18 protein-coding genes are annotated in these 24,300 nt (G+C 54.3%); 10 read left to right on the top strand and 8 right to left on the bottom strand.

Annotated elements, in window-relative coordinates; translation table 11 throughout:
• Positions 1-35: 35 nt before the first annotated feature.
• The 8 genes from ACO064_RS17380 to ACO064_RS17345 form a co-directional block, all read right to left on the bottom strand.
• Complete coding sequence (locus ACO064_RS17380) at positions 36-992, bottom strand: 6-bladed beta-propeller (protein ID WP_421828518.1); 957 nt, start codon at positions 990-992, stop codon at positions 36-38.
• A 1-nt stretch (position 993) separates the two neighbouring features.
• Complete coding sequence (locus ACO064_RS17375; RefSeq protein WP_421828517.1) at positions 994-1,743, bottom strand: phytanoyl-CoA dioxygenase family protein; 750 nt, start codon at positions 1,741-1,743, stop codon at positions 994-996.
• Between the two features lie 24 nt (positions 1,744-1,767).
• Entirely contained in the window at positions 1,768-3,150 is a 1,383-nt protein-coding gene (locus tag ACO064_RS17370) for a neutral/alkaline non-lysosomal ceramidase N-terminal domain-containing protein (RefSeq protein WP_421828516.1), read from the bottom strand.
• Between the two features lie 90 nt (positions 3,151-3,240).
• Positions 3,241-4,323, bottom strand: coding sequence for a dipeptidase (locus tag ACO064_RS17365; protein ID WP_421828515.1), 1,083 nt, complete (start codon positions 4,321-4,323; stop codon positions 3,241-3,243).
• The gene (locus ACO064_RS17360; protein ID WP_421828514.1) at positions 4,320-5,285 is read right to left on the bottom strand and encodes a 3-hydroxyacyl-CoA dehydrogenase family protein; all 966 of its coding nucleotides are present in this window, start codon (positions 5,283-5,285) and stop codon (positions 4,320-4,322) included. The genes ACO064_RS17365 and ACO064_RS17360 overlap by 4 nt, the downstream gene beginning before the upstream one ends.
• Positions 5,286-5,343: 58 nt before the next feature.
• Positions 5,344-6,654, bottom strand: coding sequence for an aspartate aminotransferase family protein (locus ACO064_RS17355; RefSeq protein ID WP_421828513.1), 1,311 nt, complete (start codon positions 6,652-6,654; stop codon positions 5,344-5,346).
• Positions 6,655-6,663: 9 nt separating this feature from the next.
• On the bottom strand, positions 6,664-7,641 hold the full coding sequence (locus ACO064_RS17350) for a 3-hydroxyacyl-CoA dehydrogenase family protein (RefSeq protein WP_421828512.1): 978 nt from the start codon (positions 7,639-7,641) through the stop codon (positions 6,664-6,666).
• A gap of 15 nt (positions 7,642-7,656) precedes the next feature.
• Positions 7,657-8,046 (bottom strand): RidA family protein, encoded by a 390-nt coding sequence (locus tag ACO064_RS17345; RefSeq protein WP_421828511.1) that lies wholly within the window; start codon positions 8,044-8,046, stop codon positions 7,657-7,659.
• Between the two features lie 200 nt (positions 8,047-8,246).
• On the opposite strand from ACO064_RS17345, the gene ACO064_RS17340 reads away from it, so the two are divergent.
• The 10 genes from ACO064_RS17340 (at position 8,247) to ACO064_RS17295 (ending at position 24,299) form a co-directional block, all read left to right on the top strand.
• Entirely contained in the window at positions 8,247-9,116 is an 870-nt protein-coding gene (locus ACO064_RS17340; RefSeq protein WP_421828510.1) for an AraC family transcriptional regulator, read from the top strand.
• A 144-nt stretch (positions 9,117-9,260) separates the two neighbouring features.
• Positions 9,261-12,482, top strand: a complete 3,222-nt coding sequence (locus tag ACO064_RS17335) for a SusC/RagA family TonB-linked outer membrane protein (RefSeq protein WP_421828509.1) — start codon at positions 9,261-9,263, stop codon at positions 12,480-12,482.
• Positions 12,483-12,496: 14 nt separating this feature from the next.
• Complete coding sequence (locus tag ACO064_RS17330) at positions 12,497-13,978, top strand: RagB/SusD family nutrient uptake outer membrane protein (RefSeq protein WP_421828508.1); 1,482 nt, start codon at positions 12,497-12,499, stop codon at positions 13,976-13,978.
• Positions 13,979-14,073: 95 nt separating this feature from the next.
• Complete coding sequence (locus ACO064_RS17325) at positions 14,074-15,414, top strand: sialidase family protein (RefSeq protein ID WP_421828507.1); 1,341 nt, start codon at positions 14,074-14,076, stop codon at positions 15,412-15,414.
• A 35-nt stretch (positions 15,415-15,449) separates the two neighbouring features.
• Complete coding sequence (locus ACO064_RS17320) at positions 15,450-16,832, top strand: sialidase family protein (protein ID WP_421828506.1); 1,383 nt, start codon at positions 15,450-15,452, stop codon at positions 16,830-16,832.
• Between the two features lie 230 nt (positions 16,833-17,062).
• Positions 17,063-18,865, top strand: a complete 1,803-nt coding sequence (locus ACO064_RS17315; RefSeq protein WP_421828505.1) for a hypothetical protein — start codon at positions 17,063-17,065, stop codon at positions 18,863-18,865.
• Positions 18,862-20,499, top strand: coding sequence for a glycoside hydrolase family 32 protein (locus ACO064_RS17310; protein ID WP_421828504.1), 1,638 nt, complete (start codon positions 18,862-18,864; stop codon positions 20,497-20,499). The genes ACO064_RS17315 and ACO064_RS17310 overlap by 4 nt, the downstream gene beginning before the upstream one ends.
• A gap of 200 nt (positions 20,500-20,699) precedes the next feature.
• A complete protein-coding gene (locus tag ACO064_RS17305) occupies positions 20,700-21,905 on the top strand; it encodes a sialidase family protein (RefSeq protein WP_421828503.1) in 1,206 nt (401 codons plus the stop codon).
• A gap of 82 nt (positions 21,906-21,987) precedes the next feature.
• Positions 21,988-23,253, top strand: a complete 1,266-nt coding sequence (locus tag ACO064_RS17300; protein ID WP_421828502.1) for an MFS transporter — start codon at positions 21,988-21,990, stop codon at positions 23,251-23,253.
• Between the two features lie 11 nt (positions 23,254-23,264).
• Positions 23,265-24,299 carry a hypothetical protein gene (locus tag ACO064_RS17295; protein ID WP_421828501.1) on the top strand — a complete coding sequence of 345 codons (1,035 nt, stop codon included), beginning with the start codon at positions 23,265-23,267 and terminating at the stop codon, positions 24,297-24,299.
• Position 24,300: the final 1 nt, after the last annotated feature.

The following is a 24,300-nucleotide window of genomic DNA, read 5'->3' as shown; positions in this document are numbered from 1 at the left end:
TTTTTTGAGCCCCCTTCAGGGGGTTGGGGGTATTTTTATACCCGCTTTAATTGCATGGGATATACGTTGTTGGCATTCCACTGGCAAACGTACACATTCTCGTCCGCGTCGATGCAAACGTCGTGCGGATGCACAAAAACCGGACTGTGTTGCGATTGCGTTTGTAAGATACCGCTTTCATAGATCGGTTCGGTGCCGCCCGGCGTCGAGATCACCCGATCGTTTTCATCCAGAATCGTGATGTAACCAGAGCCAATAGTCCGGTTGGTGGTAGACCGAAAAACAGCCGCAAAAACATACTGATTGTGCAGTACCGGCCGGCACACAAACGAGCCGGGCAGCGGAATCGTGCTGACGTAGTGCCCATCCAGTGCGAATCTTTTCAGAACATTGTGATTCCGGGATGTAATCAGCAGGCTCGGCTCATCCGGTTTTCGGGTGTCGAGCGCAATTCCGTGTACGCAGTCGAACTGCCCGTTTTCGTCGCCCCGCCCGCCCCAGTGCCGGACGTATTCGCCCCGGCTGGTGTACTGAATGACGTATTGCAACCCGTAGCCATCGGTTACATACAGATCGCCGGTCGGACCAACGGCGGTTTGGGTCGGCAGAAACTGGTCGGCGGAGGTGTAGGCACTGATTTCCCGGGGATAATCCAGCGTCATCACAACCTGACCTGTTAGCGTCGTTTTAATGACCTGATGGCGATCAATGTCCGTAATCAACAAAAACTCTTCGCCGTTTTCGTTAACTAATGTCAAACCGTGGCCGCCCGGATAGTCCGTTCCCCACGAATCCAGCAATTTTCCCGACCGGTCATAGATCAGGATGTTGTTGCGGGTTTCATTGGTCAGCATAAAAATCCGGCCTTTGGCGTCAATCACCATTTCGTGGCAATCCTTCACCGGATGCGTCGCCGGATTCAGCTTGCCCCAGTCCGGGAAAACCTGATACTGGTGGGAGCCGTGACCAATAAGCGTGTCCGGATCGCTCATCTCAGAGGGTTTCAGCGTGCAATTTTTTCTGGTAAGCCGCTTTCGCTTCCGCATCTTCCTTCGCCGATTCGGCCCAATAAATCAGCCCAATGGCTTTGCGGGTGCGGTTTTCGGTGCGGTTGGCTTCGGCCCAGTGAATCGTCATGGAATGGTGAATCAGCAGATCACCCGGTTTGGCGGGAAAAGCGACGGCTTTGGCCTGATCGTCTTCGGTCCAGAAATCCGTGATGCCCTGCGAAAATCCGAGCGTCTGGGTCCGTCCGTGCGGTCGAATGCCGTTTCGGTGCGAACCGGTCACGTAGCGAACGCAACCGTTCTCCGCGTCGACGTCCTCCAGCGCCAGCCACATGGTCACCGCTTCGGTCGGTTTCAGCATGAAATAGTAGTTGTCCTGGTGCGGGGGCGTCGGCTTGCCGATTTTGGGCGGTTTATTGAAATATTCAAGGGTTTTAGGAATAGCCGCATCGTCGAGCAGAAACTCGGCAATTTGCTTGAATTTACTGTTATTCAGCATCACATCGAAATAGGCATTGTACTTCTGCATATCGATGAGCTGCTTCAAGGTCGCCGGATCGTTCCTGTCTTCGTAAAAGACGAGTTCTTTGGGCATAACGGGAACCTCCCCGCTGATAAATTTTTTAACCTGTTCGTTGAGTTCACCCACCTCGGCGGGGGATAAAAAACCGGGTAGAAAAACGTATCCGTCCCGGCGAAAGGCTTCTTTCAGGTCTTGCGCGTTTCCTGTTTCCATGCGAATTAAACCGTTAGTTGATCGTTATACTTCGTAGTTTACTGCCTCTAACTCCTTTTTATCCAGCAAGTCAACCAGTTTGGTCCGAATGCGCTCCTCGGCGCTCAACTCCAGAAAACTGGTCCGGCACCGCCAGGTTTCGTAACCACCCCGCTGAATTTCATGAGCGGGTGGCACGTAGCCCACGTAGCCATTGGCCATTGTGATGGTGAAATAAGGGCTGCCCGACCGGTTTTGCTTGAGCCGTAAACCGGTTTCGGCAAAAAACTCTCCGCCCAAAGCCCCGATCTGCCCGGTACCGATTTGGATGGCCTGTACCGGAAACAGAATCGTGTCCGGATAGTCATTCAGCAACACCTGTTCGCGGGCATAAATCCGGTGCAATGCATCGGCATCGACCTGTTGAATGGCTTCATACTGCGATACGGCCACCACACTGCGGGCGGTTTCCAGTTCAACGGCCGACGGCTTACGAACGCCCGTCGGAACCTCGGCGTAGTGGGCAAAAATGGTTGGATTCGTCTGCCAGTCAACGGTTTGCAATGCTTCGCCAACCCGGGCGGCAATGTCTTTGCCGATCAGATTACTTTTAGCGAAATGGTCTTTCGGATAGCGGTCGGGGTCCAGAAAATCCCAGATGTTGGCTTCTCCGCTCGTGCCGTTGCTCATCATGCCGACAAACGCCGAACCCGCTCCCAGTTGACGGCGCAGTTCATCGGAAAACACCCCGAAATAGTCAGCGGTGATGGTGCCGTTTTCCCAATCGCCGACGTAATGCAGCGAGTAATTCGCCAGGACGCTGATCCATTGGTCGTCCAGCCCTTTCACGGCCAGAAAACCCACTTGCGGATCGATGGGAACCACGCGCCGGTCGATCTGCTGCTCATCGCCAAACGGATTGGTTTTCACGCCATCAAGTCCACCCGTGACGGGATTTTTAGCGGCATAGCCTTCCTTCATGAAAAACCGGCGGCAAACCACATGTTCCGGCACTTCCACCGCCCCGAATCCGACTTTGGCCGGAAGGAGTTGCTGCGTCGCTTCCACGACGGCTTCTACAAGGAAACCGGGTAATTTTTGCCGATAGGGCAAATCGGCCGCTCCCAGCAACAGACTCGCGACGGAGCCAGCCGCGTGGGTATGCGTACTGGCAATCAGAACGTTTTGGGGGGCAATACCGGTTTGATTCTGAATGAGTTGTTTGACCTCGTCCAACAAATCCTTCGGCATGGCGCAGATGTCGACCATCACCAGAGCCACCAGCGTGTTGTTCTGTTGCAGTACCAACGCCTTGGCATACAAGGGGTCGTGGATATAGCGGGCGTAATGGGTGATAAAATCACCGTTGATCAATGTTCCCAACGGGGGCGTAATATCTACCTGAGCCGCTCCGGCCTGAAAGTTCATCGTTTCGTTCGGTTTTGCCCCCAACCCCCTGAAGGGGGCTTAGCTCTGCCATTTTTAAGCCCCCTTCAGGGGGTTGGGGGTAGAGGTAGTTTATTTCCAGGCTTTGCGTAAAAACCGCAGCCAGTTTCCGTGAAAAATATTGTCGATATCGGCGGGTTGGTAACCCCGACGGGCCAAAATGTCCTCGTATTTCCGCAGATCGGCAATCGAGTTCATGTCCCAGGGCGACTGTTCGGTTCCGAAAATACCGTCCAGATCGCTCCCGATGGCCACGTGACGGCTGTTGCCGGCCATCTGACAGATGTGATCCCAGTGATCGACGAGGTTTTCGAGCCGGATGTCCAGTTGCCAGGGGTCCGAAACCGTATCGATAAACCGGATGTCCATCGCCCAGCAATCGAGCATTCCGCCAATCACCGCGTCCCGTTCAATGAGTTGTTTAATCTGCTCGTCCGTCAGTTGGCGCTGGTTCGGAACAATCTTCCGAACGTTGTGGTGACTGGCCCAAACCGGCCCCTGATAGCGATCCATCACCTGCCGGAACCCCTCGTCGGTGAGGTGGGTGACGTCCAGAATCAGGTTGAGTTTATCCATTTCGGCCAGTAATTCCAGCCCCAACGGCGTTAGCGGCCCTTCCATTTTGGTACCCGGCGCGTAGCGGCCCGGCCCGAAATGCGACAGTCCCACCGCCCGCAACCCGTAGTCATAAGCCCGGTGCAAATACGACACATCCACCAGCGAATCAGCCCCTTCCAGACTCAGAATATACCCGATCGGTTTTTCTTCGTCCGGTTGTTCCGTATTATTCCACAACGCCAGATGGGCTTCCAGTTCCGCCAGGTTGGTGATCTGGACCATCTCGCCGAGGGCTTCCATCTCGCGATACCAGACCAGTTGTGCCTGCGTCATGGCCCAGGCTTGCTGTGGCGAGTGCCAGCCGGGCAGCGAACTGCCGTAGGGCGTCACCCGCGACAATTGCGTGGCCACCACCAGACCGATACCACCTTTCCGGAGTTCGGGCAAACAGACGGTGCCTTTACCCCGGTCGGGTTTGTCCTTCATCCCCATTTCGCGCTGCCGGATTTCGACCAGCGGGCGCGACAGATCCCGGTTCCATTCGAGGGCGTTCATCGCCAGGTCGAGGTGGGCATCAAAAATCAGACGCTTCGTCATACCACCACGGTCTGTTTGCTGGCCTGCTGCGGAACTTCGGCATAATTGAACGGGTATTTGCTGATCAACTCCTGAATCTGGAGACTAAACTCCCGAAACGATTCGTCCCATTGTTCCACCTCTCCGGGTTCGTACGCGTAGAGTCCTTTTTCGGTACTCATGCCCAAACCGCCCTGCTCCACGGTTTCGGTAAAAAACCGGGGAATGTGACGGGCCTTCGACAATTCGGGAAACAAATCCTGCATGACGACGCCGTAAATGAACGTGCCCATGAGGTCCATATACCGAAAATTGCCCGAAAAGGGTAAATAATAACCCGGATCATTCCGGCAGGCGCGGTCGACATCCTCGATGGAAACGTAGCCGTTTTCCACCAGATAAAACGCTTCCCGAATCATGGCGCACAGCATCCGGGTTCGAATACCGGTGTCATTCTGAATCACATAAGGGTCTTTTTGCCAGAACAATTTCGCCGTCGTATGAAAAGCATCGACCCGCTTGGAGTCGTTTTTTTCGTTGGTAATGATTTCCAGAAAATACGTCGTATCGGCGGGTTCGGTCCAGTTCACGCCGATGATCCGTTCCGGATGACGGGCGTCCTGCTGGAGACTGCTGAGCGGAATGCTTTCGGTATTGATGGCAATCAGGGCATCCGGCGAAAGAACCGCTTCCAGTTGCCGGATCAGTGCTTTTTTCTGAGCCTCATGCTCATCCGTATCGGCAATGACCAGATGGACCGGCAACGGACTATCCAGGTGCCGGATTTCCTTCACCTGCCGGTCCGACGCATCGATTTCCACCCGCGCCGGCGAAACCGGGCCACAGTCGGTCGTTTCAATCGGGCGGGTGCTATATACCGTAACCGGGTGGCCGGCCTGGCGCAAACAGGCGATGATCCCCGTTGTCCGTTTGCCCCAGCCCGTCACCAGGATCTCTTCTTTTTCAGGTGATGTGTTACCCATAATTCGTTGGTGTTAAAACGCAGGAAATAAGCGCAGCAGCTCTCTTTTTTTCGGATTGCTACCAGCCCAGTTCCTCACTTCCCAGCACTTCCCGGGCGGTCTTTATGGCGTGATCAATATCCTCTTCGGTATGGGCCGCACTGATGTACCACAGCCCCCGGCCAATGACCCGGACGCCCCGATCGTGCATACCCGCAATGAATTTAGCAAGTTTAACCCGGTTATACGCCAGCGTACCCCGGTAATCGGTTGCGGATGGCTGGTCGGTAAAACCGGCGTGGAACATCGGCCCGAGCCCCTGCACACGCAGGTTCTGACCCGTTTCGGCTGCGGCCTGTTCCAGGCCCGTCATCAGCTTTTGACCAAACCGGTACATGCGTTCATACGGCTGGTCTCTTTCCAGCACCTGAATCGTGGCCAGAGCAGCCGCAATGGTCGGGTTGCTGGCGTTCATTGTGCCCGCGTGGATCACTTTCGCTTCCTCGATCAACTGCATCCACTCACGTTTGCCAACGATGGCGCTGATGGGATAACCGCTGGCGATGGCCTTGGCAAAAATGGACAGATCAGGCGTGATGCCGAAATAATCCTGGGCGCCTTTGAGCGAAACCCGAAAACCGGTAATGACTTCATCGAAAATCAGGGCAATTCCGTACTGATCGCAGAGGTCGCGGAGGCCTTGCAGAAAACCGTCCTGCGGCAAAATGCAGCCGTTGTTGCACATAATCGGCTCGGTAATGATGGCGGCCAGTTCGTGGTGGTGCTCCGCGACGGTTTTCCGAACCAGTTCCAGATCGTTCCAGGGCAGGATGATGAATTCATCGCGGGAATTTGGGGCCAGACCGGCGCTCCAGGGATACACGTTCGGGTCTTCCCGGTCGCCCAGTGCATCAACCGAAGGTGCGGAAAGTCCCCAGGCGACATTGTCGAGCCAGCCGTGGTAATGCCCTTCAAAACGCAGAAATTTGGTTTTGCCGGTTTTGGCGCGGGCCACCCGAAAGGCGGTTTGCACGGCCTCGGAACCGTCCAGGCAAAACCGCATGAGGTCGGCGGACGGAATCAGGTCGGCCAGTTTTTCGGCCAGTTCAATTTCTTTGTGGTGCTGGCCGGCAAAAAGCTGGCCCTGTTCGGAATAGTCGTGGATGGCCTGCAACACCTCCGGGTGCGAATGCCCGAGCAGCAGCGGCCCCTGGCTCAGCGTAAAATCCAGGTATTCATTGCCGTCTACGTCGTAGATCCGGCTTCCTTTTCCGTGCGTATAAAAAATGGCGTGGGGGTGATTGTACTTGCGAAACTCGGACGAAACGCCCCCGGCCAGCACTTTTTTTGCCCGTTCGAGCAAGGCTGCCGATTCGGTGTAGTGTGTCATTACGTTGGTTTAACCGATTCGTTGGTCGGTCCGGAACGGATACCGGGCGGCCAATTGATAGATGTCTTTATTAAAAACCGCAAAGGCTTTGTCCCACTCCTTCGCTTCTTCTTCGGTATAGTCATACAGGCCCTGCGCGCTCTGCGTCCCCCGCAACTGCCGGTCGACGAGTTGCTGCATCAGCGCCGGAACCTCTTCGGAATTGCTCAGTTGGGGGAAAATGCGCCGGAAAATTTCGGGGTAATCCTGCAAACCGGTGTAATCCATCCGCCGGAAAATGCCCATCATCGTAATCCAGGAACCGGCATCGTAGCGAAATGCCTTGTCGACATCGTCCAGGCTGGCGGCCCCGGTTTCCACCAGGTGCAGGCCTTCCCGGTAAATGGCGTACATCAGGCGGTTGGTCACAAAACCGCGAATGTCCTTTCGTAACAGGGTAGGCTCTTTTTTCCAGTGGTGGGCCAATCGAAACACCCAGTCGGCCAGATCCACCGAGGTGTGGGTGCCGCAGGTGATTTCCATAAACCGGGTCATGTAGGCCGGTTCGGCCCAGTGAACGCCCATAAACCGCTCCGGATTGGGCACATACTGTTGCAGCATGCTGATCGGAATGGCCGATGTATTGCTGGCCAGCACGGTATCGGTGCTCACCACGGCGGCTATTTTCCCGTAAACGGATTGTTTGATCGGTATTTTTTCGGTGACACACTCCAGCACCAGCCGACAGTCGCGCAGTTCGTCATAATCCGCCGAAAGGGTCAGCAAGGCTACGGTTTTTTCCAGCGGTTGCGTGAGCAGTTCGGCTTCTTCGCCGTGTTGCAGTTGACTGGTAATGCGCTGGAGGGCGTCGGCCAGCTCATTGGGCAGGGGGGCGATGGCTTTAACCGGATGACCAGCCATCAACAGGGCGGCCACGATACTGCTGCCCATCAACCCAAGCCCCACAACGCCTACGCTGATCTCACTCGTTTGTATAGTCTCATCCATTCGCCGAACAGGTTTTCAGGCCGGGAGTTTAACAATGCAATCAATTTCTACTTTCAACCCCTCTGCCAACACCGATTGCACGGTGGTTCGGGCCGGTTTGATCCCCGGAAAATACTGGGCATACACCGTATTATAGCGGTCGAACTCGGCGATGTCAGCCAGGTGAACAGTGCATTTGACCACATCCGCCAGCGTGGCTCCCACTGCTTCCACAATCGTTTTGATATTCTGTAAGGTACGGTGGGTTTCGTCTTCAATGGTACCCAGCACAAATTGAGACGTTTTAAAGTCGACGGCCGCCTGTCCGCTGACAAATAGAAAGCCGCCGGCAATCACCCCGTCTGAATAGGCTCCGGTCGCAAAGGCAGGGTCACGGTCGGGGTGAATCACTTTTGTTTTACTCATGCGTGAAAAAGCAGATAGAAAGGTTGTATTCATCAGGGCCGACTGGTCGACCCTGTACGTATCAACAAAAGTAGTTGTGAGAGTTTGCTATTTCTGTTACTTTTATCCATATTTCTGATACTATTCTTCATAAGTTTCTGACGAATTCAACAATTATACTATACTTACTGAGCGGTTTTACTTTATACGTCCGATTCGCCATGAAAACTATCGAATTTCGGTTACCACAGGAATACGACAAATCTTTTATTGTGTTTCAGGAGATTGGCCAATTTTTCCCCTGTCCGTGGCACTACCATCCTGAGTTTGAACTGGTGCTGGTGCTAAAAAGTACCGGTCGCCGGATGGTGGGCGATCATATCGGGTATTTCGACGCGGGCGATCTGGTGTTCATGGGGCCTTCGCTGCCCCACGTCTGGGTGAACGACCCCGAATTTTTCAAAGGAGAAGCCGACTACCAGGCCAACGCCATCGTCGTCCAGTTTGTCGATTCTTTTCTGGGCAAAACGTTCATGGAAATCCCCGAGATGGAAGCCTTCCGGAGTTTCCTGATGCGGTCGAACCGGGGTATGGTGATCAAGGGTGAGACGCGGGAAAAGATCGCCGACACGATGACCCGGATGCTGACGATGAACGGTTTACAACGCCTGTCGTCGCTGTTATCCATTTTTGATCTTCTCGCACAAACCACTGAGTATGAATCACTGGCCAGTCCCGGTTATGTTCAGAATACCCACCTTAAATCCTCCGACCATTTGCGAAAAATCAACCAGTATATTATGCAGAATTTCCAGGAAGAAATCTCGCTGCCCGAAATTGCGAGCGTTGCCAACATGGCCCTGACGACCTTCTGCTGTTTTTTCAAAGAACACTACCGCGTCTCCTTTGTCGAATACCTGAATACCGTTCGCATTGGCTACGCCTGCAAGCTAATATCCGAGAAAGATTTGAACATTGTCGAAGCCGCCGGTGAAAGCGGTTTCAACAACCTGGCGAACTTCAACCGGCAGTTCAAAAAGATCAAGAACATGACGCCCAGCGAGTACCGAAAGACGCTGAATCTCGTCTAATCCGCTTTTCTTCCGAAAAAAAGTACCTTTCCGGCTTTTCCGAAAAATAGTATTACAAATACAGATAAAAGTAGCAGGATGCGATAGAACCGAAACTTAATTTTGCTATCGTCAAATTTGGTATGACTTTCTATCTAAGATACTATGGAAAAGAAAACTTTACCTGCTCTTTCTTTCGGAAAGCGCTATTTTTTGTTGGTTACGCTACTCTTCAGTAGCCTCGCTGTTTTCGCCCAACAAGCGCGCTCGGTCAAAGGCAAAATTACCGATGAACGGAACGAAGGTTTACCCGGCGTCAGCATCGTTGTGAAAGGAACAACCAGCGGGGCCACCACGGATGCCAACGGCCAGTACACCATCAACGTACCCAGCGACCAGTCGATTCTGGTCTTCAGTTTTCTGGGGTATGAGTCGCAGGAAATCACGGTCGGAAACCAGGCCCTGCTGGACATTACGCTGAAAGGCGACAGCAAAACACTGAACGAAGTGGTGGTGGTCGGTTACGGCACCCAGTCGCGGGAAGTGCTGACGACCTCTGTTTCCAAGCTCGACACCAAAGTGCTGGAGAACACGCCGTATGCCAACGCAGCCTCGGCCCTGCAGGGAAACATCCCGGGCGTTCGGGTGCAGGCTCCCGCCAACGGCGGTCAGCCGGGCGCAGCTCCCCGGATCATTGTTCGCGGGGGAACGTCCATCAACAATCCCAACGGCGCGGCTCCGCTCTACATCATCGACGGGATCATTCGGACCAACATGAATGACATCAACCCCGACGACATTGAATCATTGCAAGTATTAAAAGATGCCGCTTCGACGGCTATTTACGGCGCCAGGGGGTCAAATGGCGTCGTAATCATCACCACCAAAACCGGGAAAAGCGGCAAAACCAAAGTAACCTATTCCTACGACCTGGTTTTCTCCAAACCGGGTAAAATGTATGAAATGGCGAATGCCCGCGACTACATTTACCTGCAACGACTTGGGGCGGTTCGCTCGGCTAAAAAAGACCCGACGGCTACGCGCCAACTGACACTGGCCACCGGGGCCGGAACTGGTAACGACCTGACCAACAACACGATTTACACGACCCAGTATCTGTCGGAAGCCAACAAACACAAGCTGAACGAAGGCTGGGAAAGTATGCCGGACCCGCTGGATTCATCCAAAACCATCATTTTTCAAAATACCGACTTCCAGAAACTGATTTATCAGGACGGCGTTTCGCACAATCACTATGTAGCACTGACGGGTGGTACCGAAAAAGCGACTTTCAATGCGGGTGTGGGGTATCTGAATAATCAGGGAACGGTTATTACGACCAAGTATGACCGGTTGACGTTTAACCTGAACGGTGAGCTTAAAGTGCGGGACAACCTGACGTTCTTCGGGCGGACGATGTTCACCCGATCGAGCAACAACGAAGTGTATAACATTTCGCAGATTTTCTACCGCTCTGCCGCCAACGTGCCGACCTCGAAGCTGTATTATGAAGACGGAACGATGGCACCGGGTGCCAACCGGGGTAACGGAAATGCCGCGTACTTCCTGAACAAAGACAAACGGGGGAATTCCATCGAAAACATGACGCTGTCGGTCGGTGGTCGCTGGGATATTTTGCCGGGTCTTTCGTTCGAGCCACAGATTTCGATGTATAAACTGGCTACGGATGGCTATTCGTTCCTGCCATCGTATTTCAACGGAACCACGGCGGTAACCACCCGGGCAGCCTCGGCGAGTTATACGAAATTAACCCAGTATCAGGCCGATGCGGTTTTATCGTACGACAAAACATTTGCCACCTCCCATAATCTGTCGGTAAAGGCCGGTTTTTCTTACTTTGGACGGAATAGCTACGCCATGACGGCCAGCGGCCAGGGAGCGGCTACGGACCTGATTCCGACGCTGAATGCGGCAACCACGCCGGTTTCGGTGGGCGGTTCGGTGAGTGATCAGGTGATTCTGGGGTATTTTGGCCGGGTCAATTACGATTACAAACAGAAATACCTATTCTCTCTGAATGCCCGCTACGACGGTGCTTCCAACCTGGGAGCCAATCACAAATGGGGCTTTTTCCCCGGGGTATCGGTCGGCTGGAACCTGCACCATGAAGAATTCTGGAATGCCCTGCCCGCCGATTTGATTCAGCTCAAACTACGCGGAAGCTACGGGGTCAACGGGAACATCAGCGGACTCTCCGACTTCCAGTCGCAGGGAGAATACGGCGTCGGTGCCCGCTATCTGGGCATTTCAGCCGTGCAGAATACCGTGATTCCGAACCCGTCGCTGAAATGGGAGCAGTCCAAAACCTTTAACGTGGGGGCCGACCTCGGTTTGTTCAAAAGCCGGGTGAATGTGATTGTCGATGTGTACCGGCGTGTGACCGACAACCTGCTGACCAGCCTGACGCTACCGCCATCGACTGGTTTCTCCAGCATCTTTACGAACCTGGGTAGCCTCGAAAACAAAGGCGTTGAACTCGAACTTAGCGCGCAGATACTACCCCCTTCTTCCCCACTGCAATGGCAGGTTGGCCTGAATGCGGCCAAAACCAGGCATAAAATCCTGACCTTGCCCTACAACGGCACGCCCAATAACCGGATCGGCGGGTACAATGTGTATGACCCCGCCACCGCATCGTATGTCTGGGGGGGTGGTTTGCGCGAAGGAGGACGGATTGGCGATCACTATGCCTGGAACCAGATTGGAGTCTATGCCACCGACGAAGCCGCCAAATCGGCACCGGTGGATCAGATGATTACCTACGCCGATAAAACCAAATACGGTGGCGACGCCATCTTCCAGGATGTGGATGGCAATAACATCATCGACGAACGGGACCGCGTTTACATGGGCAATCCGTTCCCGGTCTGGACGGGCGGTTTTTCCAGCAGCCTGTCGTACAAGAACTTTAATTTTGTCGTTCGAATGGACTATGCAACCGGCCACACCATTTACAATTACGCCCGGGCGTTCATGGACGGTCAGTGGGCCGGGGTGAGCATGACGAAGGAAATGGTCGAAAAATCCTGGAAAAAACAGGGTGATGTTGCCAGCATGGTACAGTATCAACCGGGTATCGGAAACTACAGCAACTGGCGTGGAACGGCCTGGCATGAGTTAACGACCAATTCCACCTATTATGAAAAAGGCGATTACCTGTGTCTGCGGGAAGTTACGCTCAGCTACAGTGTACCGTCGGCGGTTTTGCAGAAATTTAAAATCAGCAACCTCCGCTTCAACCTGACGGGCAACAACCTGCATTACTTTACGGCCTACGAAGGACTGAATCCGGAAGATGGCGACCGGGACAACGGACGGTATCCGATTCCGAAAAACATCGCGTTTGGCGCTTCTCTTACCTTCTAATCACGCACTGAACCATGAAATCACCCTATAAACTTCTTTCGGGATTAGTACTGGGTCTGCTGATCAGTACCACCTCCTGCACGGACCAATTGATGCTCGACCCGACGAGCGTGATCACCAATGCATCGTTCTGGAAAACGGAAGACGACGCCAAAGGCGGTTTGAACGGGATGTACGTCAAACTGCGGAACGAAGCCCTGCTCAACCTGTATATTTACGGTGAGGGCCGTAGTGAAGTCATGCAGAAGTCGCTGGCCGGCACCCTGGATTATGACCGCTTTTATCTGAACACCCTCAACCAGGCCGGTGCCGGTCCCGACTGGATCGGCTTGTATTCGGCGGTCAATGCCGCCAACCTGATTCTGAAATACGCGCCGACGATTACCTTTAGTTCGGAAAACGTAAAGAACAGCACGTTGGCGCAGGCTTACGCCATGCGGGCGTTTCTCTACTTCGTCATGGTCAGAACCTGGGGCGACTTGCCACTGCGGACCCTGCCCACCGAAGGCTATGACCCGGAAACGACCTTTCTGGAACGATCGCCCGCTGCGGATGTTTTTAAGCTGATCAAAGAAGATATTGAAAAAGCGCTCCAACTTTTCCCGGACAACAATTTTACCAATGGCCGGAGCATGTGGTCAAAACCGTCGGTCAATGCACTGAAAGCCGATGTGTATTTGTGGACGGGCAAACGCACCAACGGTGGACAGGCGGATTTCACGACGGCCCTGGCGGCCTGCGACGAAGTGGCCAAAGCCGACGTTTCGCTGCTGACCGACTATGCCAGTCTGTTCAAATATACCAACAAAGGCAGCAAGGAAATCCTGATGTCGGTGGGCTTCCGGTATCTGGAAGTCGGCGACAACTACTTCAATAACATCTACATGGCCGTTGGAGCCTTACCGGCCAACGCCGAGGCTGCCTCCAAAGCCATCGTCGGGGTGTCGGGTGGAAACAACGTCTGGGAACCCAGCGCGCTCGTCCGCAATCAGTTTTCGGTCGATGATCAACGCCGGGCCGGTACTTTTCACGAGGTCTATACGACCGGTACCAATGGCGCCCGTAACTATTTCATCTCGGTGCAGACAAAAGGACAGGGAACCGTTGAAGGGGGCGTCCGGTTTTTCGTCGACGACATCATTCTGTATCGGTATGCGGATGTTCTGTTGATGAAAGCTGAAGCCAAAAACGCCCTGGGTCAGGACCCGAGTACGGAAATGAACCTGGTGCGTCAACGGGCCTACGGGGCGAAATTCGATGCCTACAAATTTGTCAACGGAACCAAAGAGACCAACGATGCGGCCATTTTGAAAGAACGGCTGCTGGAACTGATGCTGGAAGGCAAACGCTGGTGGGATCTGGTCCGGTTTGGCAAAGCGTTCGACATCGTTCCGTCGCTGCAAACCCAGAAAGGTAAGGATCACCTGCTGCTGTTCCCGATTTCGAGCAACGTACTGAGCCTGGAACCGAAGATCAAGCAGAATCCCGGTTATTAAGTATCCACCCGGGCAACCAGCGCACATTTAAAAACGTGCGCTGGTTGCCCGTTTTTTCTGATCGCTCCCCTCCTCTGGCTGAACTCCTGACCCCCATGAATAAATCTCTTGTCATTCTGCTTTGCACCCTTTCGCTGGTTGGCAAAAGCCAACAACCGGGTGCTCCTTCCCTGAGCTGGGAGGAAAAGAAAAACCAATCCTTTTCCGTCATCACGCCCGGCATTCCGGCCTATGGCAAAACGGAGGTCGCTTACAAACAGAATGGCAAGGAAAAATACCGGGTAACGCTGGGACAGCCTGTTGTCGTGGCAGTAGCGGATAAAGCAGTAGGCTGGGGCTATTTCCAGTTTCCAACCATTTACCGCAATGTCGACGGCACGCTGGTGGCATCGTGGGCCATGCACACCGATCATGCCGAAAGCTATGGCAAGGATAGCAATGGCTACGCTGTTTCGACCGATGGCGGCAAAACCTGGACCCCTCACCCGGGTTCACGACCGCTGGGCGATGGTTTGGTGCTGCCCAATGGCGACCGGATCAAAAACTATACGCCAGCCGCACTCGACACCAGCACCCTGAAGCTCCCCAAAAAAGTGGGAACAACGCCGGAAACGTACGGCCGGAGTTTTTCCTATTACAAAGTGGATGAATTACCGGAAAAGCTACAGGGCGTTTATATCAACCGCCTGAAAAAAGGCCAGAAAGAGTGGACGCTGGAACACAATCAACTCATTGATCCAACGGCGGTTCGCTACACTGACGACAAGCTCTTTCCACTGGTATGGTGGGGCGACATGCGAATCGAGCCGACGAAGGCAATCATGACGGGAACCTACCCCGGTTTTTCGCTTCAAAACGGAAAAGTGGCCGCATCCGGGGTGCATTTTTACCGATCCGCCGACCAGGGCAGAACCTGGAAAATCGTTGGTCGGATTCCTTATGCGCCGGATTTGACCCATGACCCCAACGGAAACAAACGGCTCGCCCTGGGTTTTACGGAACCCGCGTTCGAAATTCTGAAAGACGGTTCGTACCTGTGCGTCCTGCGAACCACCGACGGACTAGGCAACAGCCCCATGTACGTCAGCCGGTCGACCGATCGAGGAGCGACCTGGAGCCAGCCAAAGGTGTTTACCCCTTCCGGCGTGTTGCCCAAATTGCTGCAGTTAAGCAACGGCGTCACGGCCTTGGCCTCGGGCCGACCCGGAATGCAGCTCCGTTTTTCAACGACGTCGAACGGACTGCAATGGACCGACGCCTTCGAAATGCTGCCCTTCGGTGACCCAAAAGACCAGGTTTCCTGCGGGTATCCTGAACTGCTGGCAACGGGTCCAGACAAATTTTTACTGATTTACTCGGATTTCAAATATAAGAACGAAAAAGGCGAAATCCGCAAAGCCATCAAGGTTCGGGAGATCACGGTCTCTCCCCGCTAATCACCTCTTTTCTTTGCTCAACACCCTCACTTTCAATGACAAAACCCTACCTCCTGCTTCTTTTCGGGCTTTTGCTGGGCGGCTGCAAAACCGGCCAAAAAGCAGCGCCCCTCACCCTGGAATGGACCGAACGAAATGAGCCCCTTTCCGTCATCAGGCACGGGATTCCGGCGTATGGCAAAACCGATGTTCTGTATAAACAGAATGGCCGGGAAAAATACCGCGTAACGCTGGGTGAACCGGCGGTGGTGAGTGTCGCCGATAAAGTGGAAGAATGGGGCTTTTTTCAGTTTCCAACCATCGCCGGCACCGCCGATGGCTCCGTTCTGGCCAAATGGCACATGGCCAAAGACGCGATGGAATCCTACGGAAATACTTTGTCGCCCTCGTCCATTTCCAACGATGGCGGCAAAACCTGGAAACAAAACCCGAAAAGCTGGGAAGAAACCGGCGCTGATGAAGGATTGTTGCTGCCCAATGGCGACCGCATTAAAATCCTGACCCCAACGCCCCTCAAAGAATCCGAGCTGGCGATGCCCCAATCGGTGGGCTCGATGACCCGGCGAAAATACGAACACAAGTTTTTTAAGCTGTCGGAAATGCCGGCGAGTCGGCAGGGGGTTTTTCTGGCCCGGCGAAAGAAAGGAGAAACCGCCTGGCAGGAAGAGCACGCCCCACTCGATGATCCGCAGGCCCTGCGCTACAGCCTGCGCGGCATGGTGCCGGTGGTGTGGTGGGGCGATATGAAAGTAGCCGCCGATGGTGCGGTCGTGGCCTGTATTTATCCGGGATTCCACATTCGGGAAGACGGCAGTGTGGACATCAAGGGTGGGGTTTTCTTCTATCGTTCCACAGATTCGGGAAAATCCTGGAAAATCCTGAGCCGCATTCCGTACCAGCCCGACACCAAAATCGACACCAACGGCGTGAACAAGTACTGGTTTACCGAACCGGCTTTTGAAATTCTGGCCGACGGCACCTACCTCAGCGTCATCCGTTCGCACGACATTTACAGCGGTCCCATGTACGCCAGCCGTTCCACCGATCAGGGGAAAACCTGGACCAAACCGACCGTCATTACGCCCAATGGCGTGCTGCCCCGCTTGTTGCAGTTGTCAAACGGCGTCACGGTGGTTTCGGCGGGTCGGCCCGGCGTTCAGCTCCGGTTTTCGAACGACGGCAAAGGCGAGAAATGGACCAACGGTTTCGAGATGCTGTCCTTCGGCCAATCCGATTCGGAACCGTACATCGAAAACGATCGGGGCAAAAACGAACCGGTTTCCTGCGGCTACACGGGTTTGCTGGCCACCGGGCCGGACAAATTTCTGGTGATTTATTCCGACTTTATGCACAAAAACGCGCAGGGCCAAACCCGCAAAGCCATCAAAGTCCGGGAGGTTACGGTTTCTCCGCTTTGAAAAGAGACCACTGTCTTCGGGGTAGTGGCTGGTCGCGTAGCGATCAAATGTTTGTAGCCGGATTGCCTTTGTTGTGGTCGTGATCGCGTAGCGATCGAACCTGTTCTGGCGGGTATGTTCGGTCGCTACGCGACCAGGTTTCATTCCCGGCACGGATTTTCCTACAAACATTTTGTCGCTACGCGACAGGGATGAATAAGACGGTTTTAGAATTCTCAATTTCATATATCATGACCCACCGTAATTGTCTTTTTATATTATTTTATCTTGGCTATACGGTTTCCGCCGGAGCAACGGATTGGAAGCCGAATCGGGCGTACGAAAACCCGGTGGTCGCTGATTCCAATCAGACGGCGAAAGCGAAAAAAAAGCCAAAGAAAGAAGCTATCCCTTTTTTATACAGTCCGCCAGCGGCTCCGACCCCAACGTTGCTGTTTGATTATTACCACCGCAAAGGACCGAGCACCAAAGTCGGCAACTACATGGTGACGGGTTCCTGGACCACGATCAACGGTCGCTACGGCTGGGACGATTTTGTACACACCAACACGTTCGACCCGGTTTTTGTGGCCCTGGAAAAAGAATTTGCCATTTCGATGGCGCAGGAACCGTATTCTGAAACCCTGCTGGCGACGAAAGACGCCGTTGTCATTGTCAATCCCGACAATCCGAAACTGGACCCCACGGCCAACCTCATCACCGATGCTGAGATCGCAATGCTCCGGCGGTATGTCGAGAAAGGCGGCAGTTTGATGGTGATGATCAACAGCGGGGGCGACGACCGGGCTGCTGAAGATTTTGAAGGTGTCCAGTTGCGCAAACTGGTGCGCAGTTTCGGCCTCGACTGGAACAGCGACGATACGCATTATTCCGACGTGGTCATTGGCGAAAACCACCCGTATTTCTACGACGTACCCATTTTTCACTACGGTTCGGGTTGCACGCTTAAGATTTTGCCGGAAGCCAAAAATCCGACGGTTCTGATGCAGGTCGCATCCGACGCGGGCTACCCCGACCGCAACGTCAAAGGCCCCGGCATCGTGATGACGCGACCGGGAAAAGGGAAATTCATTCTGGTGGGCGACAACGGTTCGTGGACCGGCAACATGTCGCGCCCCTGGGCCGAAAACGAACGGATTCTAAAGCAGTTGTTCCGGTATTTAAAACCCGACCAGGGCGTTAAAGGCCCCCAGTTGCCAGCGGGCAAAACCTTCACGTACGAAGTTACCGTGGCCGAATTGCAGGGCATTCCGGTGACGAACACGCTGACGAAAGTCGAACATCCTCATTTCAAGCTATTTTCACCCCGACCGGCTACGAACATGCCGTATCTGGAAGCGACAGCCAGCCTGGCACTGAAAGTGGGAAAACACGGTGCCGAAGAAGCCGCTCCGCTGACCGCCGAGGTGAACGGTTTTCGGTGGTTCGAGGAAGGACCGCAGGAAAAGCAGCAGATTAACTTCGTGGCCAGTCGGCAGGGAAAAGTGAGTCAGATCGACGCGAAGGGCCAGGCGGCTCAGTGGCTGGCTCCGGATATTCCGGTGTTGGTGCCGCTGCTGCCGGTGGATGGCATTCGTCCGGGCGATCACTGGGAAAGCCTTGAAACCGTGCGGGTTCCGATGCTGAACGGCACGGATTTGCCGCCGGTTAAACCAATTACCATGAGCATGACTTACATCAGCGACACCGAACTGGCAGGCCGGGCGTGTCGATTGATTCGGGCCACCGGCGAAGTCTGGCTCAGTGACCTGGGCGTTCGGGTGGAGGATTTGTTACCCGACGAAGAAGCCCGGCAGGTGGGCGGTTCCCGCTACCGGTTTTTCAACGAGCACGGTGGGAAGATTCTGTATAAACGCGAACAGTGGGTGGATCGGGAAACCGGGACGGTGATCAAGGGCCGGGTGCAGACGCGCATTGTTGCCTGGATTCAGGACAAAACCGTACCCGTCGGCAGCAGCAACGCCGTCAAAGACCAGCAAATGATCGTGTCGATGGCCCACAGCACCACGTTTAATCTGAAGGAAGCAAAATGAGAGGTCGATTAGCCGAAAACATAGTTTCTGTTGTTCTGATCGCAGAAACGCTATTTTCTTCGCTCACGATGGCGCAGGAAAACCGGGCTTCCAAAGTGCCGTTTTACACCTTTGGAACGACGCTGGCGGAGCAGGAAAAGCAGTTGAAAGTCAATCCGATGCTAAAGCGGTTTGATGCTTCCCGCAAAGAACTCGCCGAAGATCACCACCGGCCCACGTACCATTACGTGAGTCCGGAAGGAATCATGAACGATCCGAACGGGTTGTGCTTCTGGCAGGGCCGCTGGCACCTGTTTTACCAGGGTTTTCCGCCGGAAGATCCGCGCGTTCATTGGGGCCATGCCGTTAGTACCGACCTGATTCACTGGCGCGATTTGCCGTACGCCATTTACCCCAACCCCGAAGACCGGGTGTATTCGGGTTCGACCTTCGTGGAAAAAGACCGGGTGATCGCGATGTACCACGGCGTGGGTTCCGGCTCGATGGTGGCCACGTCCACCGACCCGCTGTTGCTAAACTGGACCAAAGTAACTGGAAAACCGGTCATCCCGATTCCAAAACCGGGCGAAAAATTGCCGTACAACGTCTTCGATCCGTTCATCTGGAAGAAAGGCGATCACTATTACAGCGTGCTGGCGGGTCAGCGCCCGGTTGGGCCGGGTGGCAAACTGGTTCGGGCGCTGTTTCTGTTTCGCTCCCCGGATCTGGCCAACTGGCAGTATCTTCATCCGTTCATCGAAAACGATGGCTACGGGATGGTCGGGGACGACGGTGCCTGCCCGTATTTCTGGCCGATCGGCGACAAAGGAAAGTATATCCTCCTGCATTTCAGTCACATGAGTGGCGGCAAGTACATGATTGGCGATTACGATCAGGTCAATGACAAATTCATTGTCACCGACGGCGGCAATTTCAACCACGGGCCGATGCTGCCCAACGGTGTGCACGCGCCCGCGGGCTATCCCGACGGTAAGGGCGGTATTGTCACCATTTTTAACATCAACGAAGGCAAGTCCGACAAAACCTGGGGGCGGATCATGACCCTGCCCCGGCTGCTGACGCTGGATGAAAACGGAAAGCTCCTGCAGGAACCCATCGGCGACCTGGCGTCTTTACGGTCGAAAAGAGTAACCGTGGCCGAAACGGCCTTGCCCGCCAATCAGGAAATTGTGTTGCCGACGGTTTCCGGGAATGCGCTGGAGATGCACGCGGTTATTGATCCAAAAAATTCGACCACAATTGAACTGAACGTGTTGCGGTCACCGGGAAAAGAGGAATACACCCGGATATTATTTTACAAAAACGGCGGTTTCTGGGATCGGTCCGAACCCAAAGCCGTGCAATACAGTGCCATTTCCATCGACAACTCGAACGCTTCGACGCTGGAAGGCATCCGGTCGCGGGTGCCGGAAACTGCTTCGGTACTCCTGAAAGAAGGCGAACTCGTGGACCTGCGGATTTTTGTCGACAAGAGCATCGTCGAAGTGTTTGTGAACGGTCGTCAGTGCGTGGCGGTGCGGATGTATCCGGGTCGCAACGACAGCCAGGGCGTTTCCATTCAGGCGCACGGCAGCCCGGCCACACTCAAATCGCTGGAAGTATGGCAACTGGAAAACCTGTTCGCCAAACCCTGAGATTGATACAATCATTCAAAAACCGTCCGACCAATCGGTAATCCTGTCGGTAATTTTGAAAAATAGTACAACAAATCGAAACAAAAGTAGCAGGATGACGAGTTGACAAAACTTAATTTTGCATACGTTCCAACGTAAAGAATAAAATAGCGCCCAATTTCAAATCGATAAACGAAATCCGATAACCCTAACCCGCCCTCATGACCGTGAATCTGAAAAGTACCTGTTCGTTTTTCCTGCTTTCGGGCGTTGTTGCCCTCGGCCTGATGTCATTTGTTTCGGAGAACGCCCCTACCCCTCAGACCACCGATGTTCCGCCTGCCCGGAAAGTGAAGGATTTCGTAATTTATAAGGATGAGCGGTTTTATTCTTCGTTTCCGTCGATTGTCAAAAAACCAAACGGCGAGTTGCTGGTGGCTTTTCGGCGGGCTCCCGACCGGAAGGGTTTCGGTGAAAAAGGGACCAACCACGTAGACCCGAACAGCTACCTGGTGGCGCTCCGGTCGAAAGACGGCGAAAACTGGACGAAAGAGCCGGAACTGATCTACTCGCACGCCTTTGGCGGTTCGCAGGACCCGTGTCTGATCCAACTAAAAAACGGGGATATTCTGTGTGCCAGCTACGGCTGGGCTTTTCTCCGTCCCGACGGCATGGCGAATCTGAAAAAACCGTACTTCGAAGCGAGCGGGGCCATTTTCCTGGGCGGTTACCTGGTGCGCTCAACCGACGGGGCCAAAACCTGGCAGGGGCCAATTTACCCAACTCACATTACGCCCGAAATCAACTTTAGTCCGCTGGGTGGCGAACCCATTCCGGCCTACAACCGGGGAGCGTTATACGAAGGCAAAAGCGGTCGCATCTATTGGGTGGTGGCAGCCAGCGATTCCCAGTCACCGAAGAAAACGTCAAACCACCTGATCGTTTCGGACGACAAAGGACTGACCTGGAAATACCAAAGTGTCGTAGCCATCGACGATAAAATAGCCTTCAACGAAGCTTCTGCCTACGAAACGCCCAAAGGCGATATCATCGGTTTCTTGCGTACCGCGAATATGGACGATCAGGCGTGCATTGCCCGCTCGACCGACGGCGGAAAGAGTTTTAAATGGGAATCGATGGGCTTTCAGGGCCATCCGATGCAGGCCACGCGACTGGCCGACAACCGGGTGTTGCTGGTCTACGGCTATCGCCACAAACCGTTTGGCATCCGCGCCCGCATTCTGAACGCGGAATGCACCGATTTTAAAACCGCCCCCGAAATCATCCTGCGGGAAGATGGTGGCAACGGCGACATTGGCTATCCGTGGTCGGTGCAACTCGACAAGAAAAGGGTGCTGGTGGTTTATTACTTTAATTTGGATAACGGCACCCGCCAGATTGCCGGATCGATTCTGGAACTGAAATAAATACCCCCAACCCCCTAAAGGGGGCTTCCAATCCGGAGTTTTAAGCCCCCTTTAGGGGGTTGGGGGCAACAGCTAACTCGTTATGAAAACCGACACACTCCTTGATTCTCCGAAAACCGCCGTCCTGCCCGCACGGGCCTGGTTCGTGGTTGCCCTGCTCTGCGTGGTCGGCTGCCTGAATTACCTGGATCGGATCATGATCACCACGATGCGCGATTCGATCAAGGCGGCCATTCCGATGACCGACGCGCAGTTCGGATTACTCACCGCGGTTTTTCTTTGGGTATACGGTTTTCTGAGTCCTTATGCCGGTTTTCTGGCCGATCGCTTCAACCGGAGCCGGGTGATTATCGGCAGTCTGTTTGTCTGGTCGCTGGTCACGTGGCTGACGTCGCACGCGACGACCTTTGAAGAGTTGCTGGCGACCCGGGCATTGATGGGCGTCAGCGAAGCGTGTTACATTCCGGCGGCTATGGCGTTGATTGTCGATTACCACCGGGGAGCCACGCGCTCGCTGGCGACGGGCATTCACATTGCCGGGATCATGGTCGGACAAAGTCTGGGTTTTCTGGGCGGCATGATTGCCGAAAACCGCGACTGGAGTGCCGCGTTCAGCGTCTTCGGACTCGTCGGTATTGTGTATGCCGTGGTGCTGGCGTTTTTCCTGCGCGATGCGCCCCGGCCGGTCGAACCGGAAACCGTGGTTCCGAAAACCGCCGAAACCGTGCGGTTTGGCGAAGCAGTCCGGATGTTATTCAGCAAACCGGCTTTCAGTTTGCTGCTTCTTTTCTGGGCCTTGCTGGGCGTGGTCGGCTGGCTGATTGTGGGCTGGTTACCAACATTTTACCAGGAGCAATTCAATCTGTCGCAATCACAAGCCGGTCAATACGCCACCGGCTATTTCCACACCGCAGCCCTGGTTGGCGTTCTGACCGGCGGGGCACTCACCGATCGCATCAGTCGCAACAACCCGCGCGGCCGGATTCTGGTACCAGCCATTGCACTTTGCATTGCAGCCCCGGCCATCTTCTTCGCCAGCACCACGCCCATTTTGCCGGTCGCCATCGTCGGATTCATCTTTTACGCCTTCACGCGGGTGTTCAGCGATACCAACATGATGCCGATTTTGTGTCTGATTGCCGACGAACGGTATCGGGCCACGGGCTACGGTATTCTGAATCTGGGCAGTTGCATTGTGGGCGGTTTGGGGCTGTATGCGGGTGGCGTGCTGCGGGATGCGCAGGTGAGCTTCAGCCAGTTGTTCCAGGTGGCTGCGGTTTTGCTGCTAATCTGTTCGGCCCTCCTGTTTCTGCTCAAATCCCAAACAAACCTCAAGGCCGAAGCCTAATTTACCAGACGATGAAAAAACTTTTGCTACTCCTAACCCTGACCGTTTGCCGTTCTGCGCTGATTCTGGCGCAGGACGGTACTTTTCCCGACTACGTGAAAGTTACCAAAATCTGGGACCAGCCGCCCCACAGCGCGTTTACGGACCTGGTTTTGTTCAACAATGAATTCTACTGCACCTTTCGCGAAGGACTAACCCACGTCGATACGACCAACAGCGGGAAAGTACGAATCCTGAAATCCAAAGATGGGAAAGACTGGAAAAGCGTCGCCCTGCTGGCCATTCCTACCCTGGACCTGCGCGACCCGAAACTGACCATTACGCCGGATAAAAAACTGATGGTGACGATGGCCGGGGCGGTTTTCGGACCAACGGGCGGCAAAGTGAAAGTGCAGCGGATTGCGCCGATGGTTTCGTTTTCCGACAAAAAAGGAGCCAACTTCTCGGAACCTCAAAAATCGACCCTCGACCCGGCCATTTCGCCTTCCAAAGACTGGATCTGGCGCACCACCTGGCACAACGGCGTTGGTTACGCCATCGACTACCAGGTGTTGACCGACGATAAATGGGTGATTTACCTGCTCAAAACCAAAGACGGCATTCGATACGACAAAGTCTCGGATCTCGATGTAACCGGCCGACCCAACGAATCGACCATCCGGTTCGACAAAACCGGCAGGATGGTTGTCCTGATTCGCCGGGAAGCCGAGGATCAGATGGGCCTCGTGGCGGAAAGTCCGGCTCCCTACACCAACTGGACGTACCACAAAATGGCGATCCGGCTGGGTGGACCCAACTTCCTGTTTCTGAATGATCAGAAACTGGTGGTTGGCTCCCGAAACTACGCGTCACCGAACAAAATGGCCTTGTATTTAACCGACCGGCAGGGCAACATCACCAAAACAATTCCGTTTCCGAGCAGTGGCGATGCGAGCTATCCGGGCATGGTCATTCACCAGAACAAACTCTGGGTTTCGTATTATTCGACCCACGACGGAAAATCCGCCATTTATCTGGCGCAGGTTCCTCTCGATCAACTTAACTAGT

Origin of the sequence: Larkinella sp., assembly GCF_965227735.1 — a bacterium.
Taxonomy (GTDB): Bacteria; Bacteroidota; Bacteroidia; order Cytophagales; family Spirosomataceae; genus Larkinella.
Note: the sequence above shows the minus strand (reverse complement) of the source record. Positions and strands in the feature narration are given on the sequence as shown.